The sequence below is a fragment of the Bartonella sp. AA86SXKL genome (assembly GCF_042196885.1).
This window is the reverse complement of record NZ_JBHIRE010000008.1, coordinates 25,220-40,033: the sequence shown is the minus strand read 5'-3', so window position 1 is coordinate 40,033 and position 14,814 is coordinate 25,220. Positions and strand designations below refer to the sequence as shown.

Sequence of the window (14,814 nt, the reverse complement as noted above, 5' to 3'; positions counted from 1 at the left end):
TAAAATATCTATCATAGCCTTTGAATTCTATAATAAACTCCTTTGTGTTCTATAATAAAACATTGACACAAAGGTTTTGTTAATAATAGAGTTGTGATCAAAATATCTCATTATTTTTATTAATAAAAAGAAACATACTCAAAAGGTTTTTTTATGAAATCTCCTATATCGTCGCTTCCCTTTAAAATAGAAAAACACCCATCTCCTCTGTCAGAAGAAAAATGTGAAGAAATTTTAAAAAGTCCCGGTTTTGGTCAATTTTTTACAGACCACATGTGTACTATTCAATGGACTGAAGACAAAGGCTGGCATAATGCCATCATTTCTCAATACAAAGCTTTAAAAATTAACCCTGCAAGTACCGTTTTACATTACGGACAGGAAATTTTTGAGGGTTTAAAAGCATATCGTGCAAAAGATGGACGCATCTTGCTCTTCCGTCCTGATGCCAATGCACAACGCTTTATAGAATCAGCGAGGCGTTTAGCTATGCCAGAATTGCCAAAAGATATTTTTCTGGATGCCGTTCATCAATTAGTAAAGATTGATCAAAAATGGGTTTCTAATCATCCCAACGCTAGCCTCTATATCCGTCCATTTATGTTTGGCAATGAAAACTTTTTGGGAGTCCGCCCTTCTCAAGAATATCTTTTTTGTATCATAGCCTCTCCAGTTGAATCCTATTTCAAAGGAGAAGAAAAATCTGTCAATGTATGGATTGAAACAGATTATAGCCGCGCTGGTCCAGGGGGCACAGGCGCTGCAAAATGTGGAGGAAACTATGCAGCAAGCTTACTGGCACAAAAAACTGCAACTGAAAATAATTGTAGCCAAGTACTCTTTCTTGATATGATTGAACATAAATGGATTGAAGAACTTGGTGGTATGAATGTCTGCTTTATTATGGCAGATAGTACACTTGTAACCCCTGCGCTTAACGGCACTATTCTTCCAGGGATAACTCGTGATTCAATCTTAAGGTTAGCTCAACAAATGGGATTAAAAATAGAAGAGCGTCCTTATTCTTTTGCAGCACTTCAAGAAGATGCAAAGAGTGGACACCTTAAAGAAGTCTTTGCTTGTGGTACAGCTGCCGTTGTCACATCAATTGGTCGTTTTAAATATAAAGGGGGAGAATTTATTATTGGAAATGAAACAGTTGGAGGAGTTACAAAGCAGCTTCGTACACAATTGGTTGGCCTTCAAAAAGGGAACATAGAAGATAAAAATGGCTGGGTTCATTCTGTCCAGCTCTCATAATAATAAGATATTCTCATATCTATAAACGCTTCCATAAAAATAGATTCATGGAAGCGTATTTCCTAGAAAAACTCCCTCTATTTTTAATGACGAAAAAAGAAAGCATTAATCAAATTTTGAATGATCTCTATGCTGCGCTTTAATATTACGGACTGTACCCGTATGGGAGCGCATTATGAGAGTTTCCGTTTGAATGTAACGAGATGTAAATTTAACACCAGAAAGCATATTGCCATCTGTCACCCCTGTTGCTGCAAACAAAACATCACCCTTTGCCATTTCTTCCATTGTATAAGCTTTATTGGGATCACTAATCCCCATTTTAGCTGCACGAGCAATTTTCTCTTCTGTATCTAGCAGCAAACGACCTTGCATCTGTCCTCCAATACAGCGCAAAGCAGCAGAAGCTAAAACACCTTCAGGTGCTCCCCCAATCCCCATATAGATATCAATACCTGTTTCTTCTGGATCAGTTGTATCAATAACAGCAGCAACATCTCCATCCCCAATCAAGCGAATCGATGCCCCTGTTGCACGTACTTCATTAACCAATTTTTCATGACGAGGTCTATCCATAATACAAACAACAATCTGATTAACAGCCACTCCTTTAGCCTTCGCAAGAGCATGGATATTATCGGTAGGACAAGCATCTATATCTACTACTCCCTTTGGATAACCAGGACCAATAGCAATTTTTTTCATATAAACATCAGGAGCGTAAAGGAGATTACCTTTTTCAGCAATTGCAATTACTGCCAAAGAATTGGCAATATTTTTAGCACAAAGTGTTGTTCCCTCTAGTGGATCAAGTGCAATATCGATCGCCAACCCACTTTGAAGACCTACTTTTTCTCCAATATAAAGCATAGGCGCTTCATCCCGCTCACCTTCACCAATCACCACTGTACCATCAATAGGCAATCGATTAAGTTCCTGCCGCATTGCATCTACAGCAGCCTGATCCGCAGCTTTTTCATCGCCACGCCCGCGCCAGCGTGCAGCAGCAACAGCAGCACGTTCAGTAACACGTACCAATTCAAGCGTCAAAATACGATCAAGTCCATTTAAAATCTTCTGAGTTGTGGGCATATGAAAAAATCCTACCGAATGAATACCAGAAAAAATATGAGTCCTTATTAAATACTAAGAATAAAGTTTTTGGCAAAGATGAAAATTTTCCACAAGAAACAAAAGAACTCAAGCTTGCCTTTTTGTCATTATCAAGAAAGTTATCAATTCTCTGCCATAGGCTCAATACGAATAAATTGAGATTTTGCAACAAGATGTCCATCTTTTTCAATTTCTGCAAGTGCCTGTCGTACATTCACCTCTGTTGTTTCATGCGTAATTAAAATAATTGTTTTTTCAATTTGATCTTCTACAAAAGATCTTTGAACAATCGACTCCAATGAGATGTGATTATCAGCCATATGCCTTGCAACCGCGGCAAAAACACCAGTACGATCATGAACATTTAAACGAATAAAATAACCCCCTGCATGATGCGAAATACGTGCTTTTTTATGAGGAGTAAGTTCTAATGCTGGACGTCTTAAAACAGGTGCATACTGAAAACCAGAACGCGCTTTTGCTATATCAGCCAAATCACCAATAACGGCTGATGCTGTTGCCATTCCTCCGGCGCCAGGACCAGAAAACAGTAATTCACCTAATAAATCACTTTGAATAGAAAGAGCATTGGTTACGCCATTTATCTGTGCAATCATTGAAGATGTTGGTACCATTGTTGGATGAACGCGTTGCTCTATTCCAGAATCCGTTTTTAATGCAACTCCTAAAAGCTTAATCCGATACCCTAATTCATCAGCTGCTCGAATATCAATTTGCGAAATATTATGAATTCCTTCAACATAAACATCATCTAACGAAACAGCTGTTCCAAATGCCAAGCTTGTCAACAAAGCTAATTTATGAGCAGTATCATTTCCCTCAATATCAAAACTTGGATCTGCTTCAGCATATCCAAGTCTCTGTGCATCTGCTAAACAATCTTTAAATGAAAGACCTTCCGTAAACATGCGTGTTAATATATAATTACAGGTTCCATTGAGAATACCATAAATTCGCGATATCTGATTACTGACAAGTGATTCTCTCATCGCTTTGATGACAGGAATTCCCCCTGCAACAGCTGCTTCAAAATGAAGAAAAACTCCTTTTTTTTCTGCAATTATAGCCAGCTCTACTCCATGTCGAGCAAGAAGGGCTTTATTGGCTGTTACAACATGATGTCCCGCCTCAAGCGCTCTCTTAACAGCGGTGTACACCACATCCAATTCACCACCAATTAACTCTACAAAAACATCAATCTCATCAGAAGCAGCCAACTCCACGGGTGAATCAAACCATTTTATATCACTGAGATCAATTCCACGATTACGGCTTTTATCGCGCGCACTAACAGCAACGACTTTGATGAATCGCCCACATTGACAAGCTAAACTATTCGCTTTTTCACATAGAGCTCGAACAACTGAAGTACCAACCGTACCAAGTCCCGCAACACCAACTTTTAAAGCTTCTGCCATTATTAACCACTGATCCCTCTCTTCACTGAAAAATCGTTTAAATGATGTGCCAATCAACACAAAGAATACTTACATCCATAAGAACAAAAGAAATACCCCGCTCTATTCACTTCATGTTCTCCAATAGAATTATTCCCGCTTGTTCAATCAACATTCCTAAAAATATAATATTTATTGTCTTCAAAGATTTCAGAATCTTTATAAAATATCTAATTCAGAATGAAAATCTGTAAAACAGATAAATGCAAATTGCCATAAAGAAAAGTTCTAAAAAATAATCAATAACAAGTTAAAGAATATTAAGGACTTAGTAAGAAAGAATAAAAACATCTCTTCTAAATTAACAAATACGGAACAAAAAACATTCTTTCATATGAAAAATTAAGAGAATGGATAAAACAAAGTAGATCAGTAAATAATAACACATTTCTTCCTACCATTCCATAGTTTGAAATATAAATCTTTAATGCAAAAATCTTAATGCACTTATATATCAAAATAGAACCTTACATTAAAGTAAAAAACAAGACTTAATATGTGCACACCATAATTCTGAAATATTATAAATATGGAGAATAAATTTGCAAAACTCAAATATTTTACCTAAACTTACTGCCACCTCTTTGAAAAACTAGCGAATTGAAATGACAAAAATCTCAATCTACCCTTTACCCATGCTAATTCATTTTCAAATAAATAACCTTCTCAACATGTGAGGGAACAAATGAAGGGGTTTTAATTTTAAATTCCTTATAAACATGTAAAAGTAAAGATAAGAAAAATATTTTTAATATATTCTGTAAATAATTGCTTTAATATTTTTATTTTCATCATACAGAATCCATTTATATTTTTTAAAATAAAATTAATCTATGGTTTATGCCTAAAAAAACTTTTGTATGATTGGTATTATTTGCTAATTTGGTAATAAATATTTGTTTTATACTTCATAAATTATACAGTTTTTTGCTTTATGATAAGCTCAAATGAGAAATCTTCTGTATAAAGGCTCTTTCTAGCAAGTTAAATAATATTCTCATATACAAGCAAAGATAACAAACGATAAAATATGCAAAAAATAAACACACTTAAAATAATGTTTTGATCATTTTTGCCTACTAGTCAAAATGAAAAGAAACAATCCAAACAGGAATTGCTCAAAAATTATTCAATAAAACACACTTTTTTCAAAAAAAATGACACAGAGGGCTTGCGAAGTAAAAAGATCCTCTCTATAAGCCTCATCAATGGTTTGCGCCCATCGTCTAGCGGTTAGGACATCGCCCTTTCACGGCGGAAACAGGGGTTCGATTCCCCTTGGGCGTACCATAATTCTTTTTTCTATGTGTAATACATTCATTTTATTCGTATTCTTAAAAATGAGGAATGCATAAATAAAAACGAGGGAATAAGATTTTTAAAGGGATCTCTTCGTAAAAAAGATACAAGAATCATTAGATAATTGATTTCTTTGTTGCATTTCGAAGATAGTGTTTTACTGCGCAAAGTTAATAACAATAAAAATTGATAAAATATAAAAATTAGAAGGTTCTAGCTCGTGATCCGGTGAGTTTATAAGCCATATTCTTGCGTATACCGTTAATTTTTAAATTAAAACCAGCCACATCATTTATACGTTTCTTCCAACCTTCAAAACTAAAATTCACCCCAAAACACATCTTATATGAAGCATTTTTAATTACGGTGCCTTTTCACATTAAACTTTTCTATAAACAAACAGACCGTAATCTTAGAATTGAAATGCGATATAAAAATAGATTCTTATTCACCTAACACAACAAATCAAGAAACTATAATTTAGAATACAATCAACTTATTAAATGGAAACTCTGATAATAAAAATGCATAATCCTTGACCCCCAGTGATCTAACTACCTTATCTATTAAACAGATTCTTCATCAATCATAGAATAATTATAGATTTGCAAACACATCACTTCTTTTCAAAAATTAAACCCTCCAACAAAATTTACACTCTATTGATCATAGATTCTAAAAGATCATATTTGAGTGCTTTTTTCCCTTATTTTTACTTTTCATTATAAACTTGAAAGTGCTATAAAGTAGTATCGCTTAAAAAAAAGGACTTCTAATGGCAAAGATCAAAGTAGAAAACCCCGTTGTTGAACTTGATGGGGATGAGATGACCCGTATCATCTGGAAATATATCAAAGATAAATTAATCCATCCCTATCTCAACATTGATCTCAAATATTATGATCTTTCCGTCGAAAATCGTGATGCAACCAATGATCAGGTCACTATCGATTCTGCCAATGCTATCAAAAAATATGGGGTTGGTATAAAATGTGCAACCATCACACCTGATGAGGCACGCGTTAAAGAATTTAACCTAAAAAAAATGTGGAAATCACCTAATGGCACAATCCGCAATATTTTAGGAGGAGTCATTTTTCGCGAACCCATTATCTGTAAAAATGTCCCTCGCCTTGTTCCTAACTGGACAAAGCCAATTATTATTGGACGTCACGCTTTTGGTGATCAGTACAAGGCAACAGATTTTAAATTTCCAGGAAAAGGGAAATTAAGTATTAAATTTGTAGGTGATGACAATCAAGTTATTGAACATGATGTTTTTGATGCCCCAAGCGCAGGGGTTGCTATGGCTATGTATAACCTTGATGAGTCAATTCGTGATTTTGCTCAAGCATCCTTTAATTATGGACTACAAAGGAATGTCCCAGTTTATCTTTCAACAAAAAATACCATTCTAAAAACTTACGATGGTCGTTTTAAAGATATCTTTCAAGAAATATTTGATACGGAATTTAAAACTGAATTTGAAAATCGTAAATTATATTACGAACACCGCCTCATTGATGATATGGTTGCTTCTGCAATTAAATGGTCAGGAGGCTATGTATGGGCATGTAAAAACTATGATGGTGATGTTCAATCTGATATTGTTGCCCAAGGCTTTGGTTCTCTCGGTCTCATGACTTCTGTTCTTATGACACCAGATGGTAAAATTGTTGAAGCAGAGGCAGCACACGGCACCGTAACACGCCATTACCGTCAGCATCAAAGAGGCGAAGAAACATCAACAAATTCTATTGCATCTATTTTCGCATGGACGCGTGGACTGGCACACCGTGCTAAACTAGATAACAATGAGAAATTAAAAAGCTTTTCCGCGACATTGGAAGAAGTTTGTATTAAAACCGTCGAAGAGGGTTTTATGACTAAAGATCTCGCACTTTTGATTGGGCCTAAACAGAAATGGCTTTCTACAACAGGTTTCCTCGAAAAAATTGATGAGAATCTCAAAAAAGCAATGGGCAATTAAGTTATTACTTAAATTAAAATTCAAAGCTCTAAACAGAGCTTTGAATTTCTCTTGGCAAATTCAAAGAAGTACCTTATAAGTAAAAAGAGGATAAATTTTTATTAAATAGCAAAAAACAGTGAAAAAACAGGGCTGGTCTGCGCTTTTATTGGGTAAAAATGGTCTTTGCTTTTTAACGTTTACAGGTGGAGTTGTGTTACACGCCACCAACGTTTATATTGTTATTACTATTTTACCCTCTCTTATGAATCATATTGGGAGTGAAATATATTATTCTTGGGTAGCTACTGTCTTTATTACAGCTTCACTCGTGGGTACTTCACTTGCAACAAAAATATTAGGGAAATTAGGTCCTCGCAATGCGTATGTTATTTCTGGACTTATCTTCACCCTAGGCACTTTTATGTGCAGCATTTCTTCATCTATGCCATTGTTTTTAATAGGACGCTTTATTCAAGGATTTGGAAGTGGTTCTTTGTTATCCCTATCCTATTCCATGGTACGGATTGTTTTCAGCCCATCTTTATGGTCACATGCATTAAGTATTATCTCTGGAATGTGGGGAATATCAACCTTGTTAGGACCAGCAATCGGGGGGCTTTCTGTATATTATGGCCTATGGCGAGCATCCTTTTTGGTCATTGGCGTATTAGCTATATTTTTCTCACTCATCGCCTTTAAATTTTTACCAAAAAAGAATGAAAACTATGTTCCAACATCCCCCCTCCCTCTTCTCCAACTTTTCATACTCACCTTATTGATTTTTATCATTTCTGTTGGAGGAGCTATGGACACAACAATGGCAAAAATTTGCGGATTAGTTATCGGACTTAGTCTTCTCTTTGTTCTAGCAAAAATCGAATCATATAGCTTTCATCCTATGTTGCCGCGCAAATCCTTTTCTTTCTCTTCTGAAATTTTTCCCGTTTACGCATTAATACTCGTGATGACAACAGTCGTGTACAGTATAGAACTTTATTTACCACTTTTTCTTCAAGAGCTTCATGGACAAGCTCCCCTTATAGCCGGTTATATAGCAGCACTTATGAGCCTAGGGTGGACATGTGGAGCCCTCTCAAGTGCTGCTGTCTCCACAAAAAAAATTCGCAACATCATTATATACTCGCCCCTATTTAAACTGTTAGGCATAGCGATTCTTTTATGGCTCATCCCAACAGAAGTTTCCACACTCGAATATATTTTTATTATTTGCTTAGCACTATTTTCTATTGGAATCAGTGCGGGCATAGCATGGCCACATTTGCTCACACGGATCTTGCAATGTACAAATGATGAAGATGCTCTACGTGCCAGTGAATCCCTTACCTCCGTACAACTATTTTCAGCTGCATTGAGTGCAACTCTAGCCGGAGTGATAACCAATCTTGCCGGTCTCTTTAATCCTGGAGGAACAATAGGAATGATCTTAGCAGCAAAAACTCTTCTTATAGTGCTCATTGGTTTTTTATTGTGTTTTGCTATTCCATTAGCGCTGCGCATCTCTTACTGCATATTAAAAAATCCAACAGGACATTCCAATAATTAAATAAACATAAAAATACCTTCTTCATTAAAAAAATGAAAGTATTAAGCATGCTTTTCCATATACCATGAGACGCAAAAAATCACTAATCCACACAAAGTTAGAACACTTCCTAAAATAGCTGTATATTCATAACTATAGCCCAATTTTAAAACTAATGCTCCAGATTCTGCACCAAGAGCATTAGCAATATTAAAAGCAGACTGCATTAATGCTCCTGCCAAAATCTGTCCCTGTAGTGCAACATCCATAATTTTTGTTTGTATAGAAGGCATAGCAGCAAAAGAAGTTCCAACAAAAAAGCATCCTATTGCCGCTGTTAACGGAGCATAAGATAAAAAGAAAAAAAGAAAAAAAACAAATACGCTCCAAAGCATAGAAAAAAATATCATCGGCGAAATACCAATTTTAACGGCCAATTTAGGCCCCAAGAGATTTCCTACCACCATACCCAATCCAACTAACGGCATGATAAATGGTACCAACTCAAGTGAAACACCAGAAATATGCATTAACGTTGGCTTGATATAAGTGAAAACAGAAAATAATCCTGACGCTCCCACCGAAACCATCAACAAAAGAAGCCACACCTGCTTTTGCTTTAATGCACCCATTTCGTGCAAAGGATTCGTTTTTGGAAAACTTAAATCACAAGGTAAAAAATTCCAAATAAGCAAACAACATAATAAAGCAATCATACCCACAAGGACAAAAGCAATCTGCCAACCAATAAGTTGACCAATCCAAGTAGCACTGGGTGCTCCCAAAACGGTTGCAATTGTTAAGCCAAGCATAACATATCCAACAGCTTTAGAACGTTCTTTCATTTCTACCATTGAAGAGGCAACCATAGCCGCAAGTCCAAAATAGATTCCATGGGGAAGTCCACTGAGAAAGCGTAATACTACTAATATGCTAAAATCAGAAACAAAGGCACTAGCAATATTTGCTAAAGCATAAAAAAGCATCAATCCTATCAAAACAGTTTTGCGTGATACCTGAGCTGTTGCCACAGCTAAAAGAGGTGCTCCAATCACAACTCCTAATGCATAAGCAGAAATATATTGACCAGCGGTAGGAATATCAACATATGAACTTCGTGCTATCTCTGGCAGTAGCCCCATTGCAACAAACTCTGCAGTACCAATAGCAAAACTCCCCACGGCAAGAGCTAAAATTATTAAACGCCGTATTCTCGAATCAATTTCCAATGCAAGAACCTTTTGTTTATAAGAATCCCTCATATCATCACTTCTGGATAGGAGTTTTAACTGTAGATATCTGTAATACACACAAACAAAAATTCAAAACATTGTTATACGCATGCCCAATAGTCCCCAATGAAGTTTTAGAAATATTTTGATATATAAAGCATTTTATGAAGCTTTAGGTAAGATTCTTTAATGGAAAATCTTTGAAACCCTCAAGGTTATAAACGTATTCACCTATTTTTATCAGATCTGCCAAATAATAAACTTTGTCTCCTATTTTCAGCAGTTCCAATTTTACAGTGAAACCTTTTTTTGCAACTATATACTATACCCTATAAATAATTCTAAAATTTGTCGAATAATGCACTTCAAACAAGTGAACCACATCTCATTATTATCTTGATATAAGGATTAAACTTCTCCAAAACTTATTGTTTCTTTGTTTTTGCTACCTGAATGCAGATCCTCCAAATCGATAAGCTATAATTTCAACTTTACGCCATTCTTATAAATTATTATAGATTCTTTTAAAAATTCTCATGATAATAGTACTTGGTTTCTAGATTTATTAAATATCCTCTTTTAGGCATCTTTACCCCTCCCTCCTCTAACAGAGGAATCGCATCAGATATCTAACTCATTATCTTTAAATTAAAATATTCACGTAAATATATTGTACTTATTTTCAGATAAATTCTATAAACAGAGCATAAAACAAATATAATAATTTTTATCTCAATATATTCATCGATATTTTATAAATGTGCTAATTATCGTGATTAATATTTAATTTTTTATGACATAAAATATATAATTATAATATTTAAAATGTTGTAATCTTATTTTAGTTTTCTTTTAATTTTCTAAAAATCTATCTATTCGATTGTATATAACCTATTCTTTACCTTTAGTAATAAAAAACACAAATTATCTCATAAAAATAAAATTTTCATACTTCTTTAAGAGTTCGCTAACGCCTCATTAACATTGTTGCTTTAAACAGTCATCAGAAACAGAAATAAACTGTTTTTCTCCGGATCAGGTAGCGCGTACCGGAGTAACAGTTTCTGTTTTATATAGTAATTAGAAAAAGAATATATGCCCTATAAAACCGCACTTCTATATCTTAGGATAGTGGAATTTATAATTTTGGAAGGTGTTTCTAATTTCATATTTTTAGCTAAATTTGTAAATGCAAGAATAAATTCAATAAAAAAATGAAACGCTATATTACGATTAATATTTTAGCGTCCTTGTGCCCATAGAGCGCGCGTTTCAGCGCAAAAATCAGCATAACAGCCTTCTTCAATGGCATCACGAATTCCCTGCATCAGTTGTTGATAATAAAAAAGATTATTCCAAGTCAACAACATCCCCCCAAGAGATTCACCAGATTTAATCAAATGATGCAAATAAGCACAACTATAATCATGTGCTGCTGGACAAAGTGACTGCGGATCAAGAGGATGTGGATCTTCTGCATAACGCGCATTACGCAAATTAATTCTACCAAAGCGGGTAAAAGCTAAACCATGACGTCCTGCACGCGTCGGCATAACACAATCAAACATATCAACACCACGAGCAACACTTTGTAAAATATCATCAGGTGTCCCTACCCCCATAAGATAGCGTGGTTTATCCTCTGGTAAAATCGGACAAGTAGTATCCAATACTGCTGTCATAACACTCTGCGGCTCACCAACAGCAAGCCCTCCAATAGCGTAACCTTTTAAATCCATTTCTTTTAATGCTTGAGCAGAACGTTCACGTAGTTTCATATTATCACCACCTTGAACAATACCAAACAATGCTTTATTGGGCTGATCTCCAAAAGCTGTTTTACAACGCTGCGCCCACCGCAATGAAAGTTCCATAGCTTTTTCCATTTCTTTTTCAGTTGCAGGTAACGCAATACATTGATCCAACTGCATCTGGATATCTGCACCAAGAAGTTCTTGAATTTCGATAGAACGCTCTGGACTCATTTCATAGTAAGCTCCATTAATGTAAGAGCGAAAAATCACACCTTGTTCAGTAATTTTACGGATTCCCGCCAATGACATAACCTGAAAGCCACCAGAATCGGTTAAAATAGGTCCGCTCCAGCGTGAAAATTCATGTAATCCTCCCAAACGCGCAACACGTTCAGCTCCTGGACGTAACATTAAATGATAAGTATTCCCTAAAATGATATCTGCACCAAGATCACGTATCTGATCCATATACATAGCCTTAACGGTTCCTGCCGTTCCAACAGGCATAAATGCAGGTGTACGAACACATCCTCGCCCCGTTATAATTTCGCCTCGACGTGCATACCCATCTTGAGCAATTTTTCTATAATGAAATGTCTTTATCATAACTCTCGTCTTTTTGATTCCATCACTGCATATCTCTATAGAAAGAAAAAAGATATCCCCTTACGAGCATTGTCATAAGCTTTATGAATTAATTTTTGATTCGCTCAATATTGTAACCAGCATAAAAAATTAAACGAGATAAAAGAACATTTCTTGTTAAGAAATCACCATAATAAAAGTAATAATCTAGCTCCAGAAAAATAGTAAAATCCTTATAATATCATACCTCAAAATACCTACGCTTAACGCACTAAAGCCTTAATAGAACTACAAAATTATTATCACAATAATCTCATCTTAACATACTTCCATAAGCAATAACTTTGTACGCATAGAAGAAAATTCTGAACGCATTGTACAGCCTACAATATTGTTTACTTTTACAGATAAAAATTTTTCATCTGCTGAGCACGGCGATCCCCACGCTTAATAAAAGCGCAAATGAGCATAATCATTTATCCCCTTACAATATTGAGATAGCTCTTGGCACTTGAGATAATTCACAAAAGGAATTAACGTGTAAAAACACTTAAAAAAACTAAAAATGCTTTTTGTAAAGATTCTCAAATATCAAAAGCTCTATCGTAACATTAGAGGCTGAAAAAGCGTATGATGTCCCCCTCTTGCTCCTTCACAAGCTTTAAAGATGGTGGTGCATAATAGATTTATAGCTTTAAAACTATACACGCCACGAACGTCATTATGGAAGTGAATGTTGATATGTACTGAGAAATGCTTCTTAAAAAACACGTAAATGTGCAACATTAAGTATATTCCATTTGGAGCGTTCCTCTATTAAAAAACGAGAAAAATAAAAGCGTAAGTCCATGCATAATCTTCATTATTTAAAAGATATTGCATTAGATACTTTTAAAAAAGTAAAGCTGCATTAAAAAGGAGATGGCAAGACTAGCCATTTGTTTCACTTCTGCGCCTTTATTATATTCTTCTAAGATTAATTCTTATTTTAAAGATTACGATAATATATAAATGCTGGTTTTCCACCTTACTAGGAAAACTGGATGAGCTAGTAAAGCTCTTATCCGTCTTAATATGTGTTTCAAATATGCTTCTGCATTAGGATTGAATGTTGATTTACGAGCAGAAACAAAAGCACACGCTCTCTTAGGAAAGTAACATCATAAAACCATTAAGAGCGGCAATGGATTGAAGAGAAATGCCGAATTTTTTATAAAACACTTTGCCAAACAACAACCATAATACAATAGACTTTGTGTTTTCTTATTCTGACAGGTATTTGTACAAATCCTTTGCGTTATATTCTTCAGGAAGATCCAATTGAAGAAAATATATGGACAATGCTTAGCTCGAAATTATAAAAGGTAAGCGTGATACTACAAAAGAGTTTCGTGTGCCTTTATTGATCAGAAAAGAGTATTTTTTCTTAGAAACTTATAATTAAAATCAGTATAGTTTATACTATTCTACATCCGCAGCAATAATGGCTTTGGTAATTGAATCTGGATCTGCAACAGGTTCACCACGTTTAATTTTATCAACATTTTCCATACCTTCAACAACCTGCCCCCATATGGAATATTGACGATCAAGCCACGGAGCATCTGCAAAACAAATAAAAAACTGAGAGTTAGCAGAATTTGGATTCTGACTCCGTGCCATAGAAACTGTACCACGCTTATGAGAAAGATTTGAAAACTCTGCTGTTAAATTTGGTTTTTCTGCCCCCCCCATACCAGCACGTGATAAATCGAATTTATCACTATCCTTCTTTCCAAATTGCACATCCCCTGTTTGCGCCATAAAACCATCAATAACGCGATGGAAAATAACATTATCATAAGCACCTTCACGTACCAGTTCTTTAATACGTGCAACATGACAAGGTGCTAAATCAGCAAAAAGCTCAATAACAACTCTGCCCTTTGTTGTTTCAAGAATTAAAGTATTCTCTGGATTTTTATTCTCAGCCATATGGAAAGCTCCCTTGATTCATTTCTCAACTTGTAAAGTAGCAGCATTAATAACATCAGGATTTTTTACAGATCCATTATTACTTGTCGTACCTTTTTTTATTTTATCAACAACATCCATCCCCTTTATAACCTCTCCAACAACCGTATACTGACCGTTTAAAAAAGCAGCATCATCAAAACAAATGAAGAATTGAGAATTCGCGGAATCCGGATCTTGTGATCGTGCCATCCCAACTGTACCACGCTTAAATGACTGTTTTGAAAACTCTGCCGGTATATTAGGATAATTTGAGCCACCCATACCAACGCGTTTCAGATCAAAATCTCTACTGCCTTTTTTTCCAAATTCTACATCACCAGTTTGCGCCATGAAATTAGAAATTACACGATGAAAAATAACATTATTATAGGCCCCCTCCTCTGTTAATCTTTTGATTTGCGCAACATGTTTTGGCGCCAAATCAGGACGTAGACGAATAATAACATCACCATCTTTGAGAGATAAAACAAGAAGGCTTGCATCACTTGCTGGGCTAGGATTACCAGCGACAGCAGACAATGAAAAAAAACATATCAAAACAGCAAAAATTCTACGAAACACA

At 35.3% G+C, this 14,814-nt stretch carries 9 protein-coding genes and 1 tRNA gene; 4 read left to right on the top strand and 6 right to left on the bottom strand.

Features of this window, described 5'->3' with window-relative positions; translation table 11 throughout:
- Positions 1-153 precede the first annotated feature (153 nt).
- Complete coding sequence (locus tag ACFIO5_RS05150; RefSeq protein WP_375634465.1) at positions 154-1,260, top strand: branched-chain amino acid aminotransferase; 1,107 nt, start codon at positions 154-156, stop codon at positions 1,258-1,260.
- A 105-nt stretch (positions 1,261-1,365) separates the two neighbouring features.
- Here the strand turns inward: ACFIO5_RS05150 and glpX are convergent, their stop codons facing one another.
- Together glpX and ACFIO5_RS05140 are read right to left on the bottom strand one after the other, a co-directional pair.
- On the bottom strand, positions 1,366-2,352 hold the full coding sequence (gene glpX, locus ACFIO5_RS05145; RefSeq protein ID WP_375634464.1) for a class II fructose-bisphosphatase: 987 nt from the start codon (positions 2,350-2,352) through the stop codon (positions 1,366-1,368).
- Positions 2,353-2,495: 143 nt separating this feature from the next.
- Positions 2,496-3,812 carry a homoserine dehydrogenase gene (locus ACFIO5_RS05140; RefSeq protein ID WP_375633188.1) on the bottom strand — a complete coding sequence of 439 codons (1,317 nt, stop codon included), beginning with the start codon at positions 3,810-3,812 and terminating at the stop codon, positions 2,496-2,498.
- A gap of 1,254 nt (positions 3,813-5,066) precedes the next feature.
- On the opposite strand from ACFIO5_RS05140, the gene ACFIO5_RS05135 reads away from it, so the two are divergent.
- The 3 genes from ACFIO5_RS05135 (at position 5,067) to ACFIO5_RS05125 (ending at position 8,686) form a co-directional block, all read left to right on the top strand.
- Positions 5,067-5,141, top strand: a tRNA-Glu gene (locus tag ACFIO5_RS05135).
- A 784-nt stretch (positions 5,142-5,925) separates the two neighbouring features.
- Positions 5,926-7,140 carry an NADP-dependent isocitrate dehydrogenase gene (locus ACFIO5_RS05130; RefSeq protein WP_375634463.1) on the top strand — a complete coding sequence of 405 codons (1,215 nt, stop codon included), beginning with the start codon at positions 5,926-5,928 and terminating at the stop codon, positions 7,138-7,140.
- A gap of 118 nt (positions 7,141-7,258) precedes the next feature.
- A complete protein-coding gene (locus ACFIO5_RS05125; RefSeq protein WP_375634462.1) occupies positions 7,259-8,686 on the top strand; it encodes an MFS transporter in 1,428 nt (475 codons plus the stop codon).
- A gap of 41 nt (positions 8,687-8,727) precedes the next feature.
- Here ACFIO5_RS05125 and ACFIO5_RS05120 read toward each other — a convergent pair whose 3' ends face one another.
- The 4 genes from ACFIO5_RS05120 to ACFIO5_RS05105 form a co-directional block, all read right to left on the bottom strand.
- On the bottom strand, positions 8,728-9,927 hold the full coding sequence (locus ACFIO5_RS05120; protein ID WP_375634461.1) for an MFS transporter: 1,200 nt from the start codon (positions 9,925-9,927) through the stop codon (positions 8,728-8,730).
- Positions 9,928-11,138: 1,211 nt separating this feature from the next.
- Positions 11,139-12,257 (bottom strand): tRNA guanosine(34) transglycosylase Tgt, encoded by a 1,119-nt coding sequence (tgt, locus tag ACFIO5_RS05115; protein ID WP_375634460.1) that lies wholly within the window; start codon positions 12,255-12,257, stop codon positions 11,139-11,141.
- A 1,440-nt stretch (positions 12,258-13,697) separates the two neighbouring features.
- Positions 13,698-14,210 carry a peptidylprolyl isomerase gene (locus ACFIO5_RS05110; protein WP_375617764.1) on the bottom strand — a complete coding sequence of 171 codons (513 nt, stop codon included), beginning with the start codon at positions 14,208-14,210 and terminating at the stop codon, positions 13,698-13,700.
- Between the two features lie 18 nt (positions 14,211-14,228).
- Complete coding sequence (locus ACFIO5_RS05105) at positions 14,229-14,813, bottom strand: peptidylprolyl isomerase (RefSeq protein ID WP_375705134.1); 585 nt, start codon at positions 14,811-14,813, stop codon at positions 14,229-14,231.
- Position 14,814 lies beyond the last annotated feature (1 nt).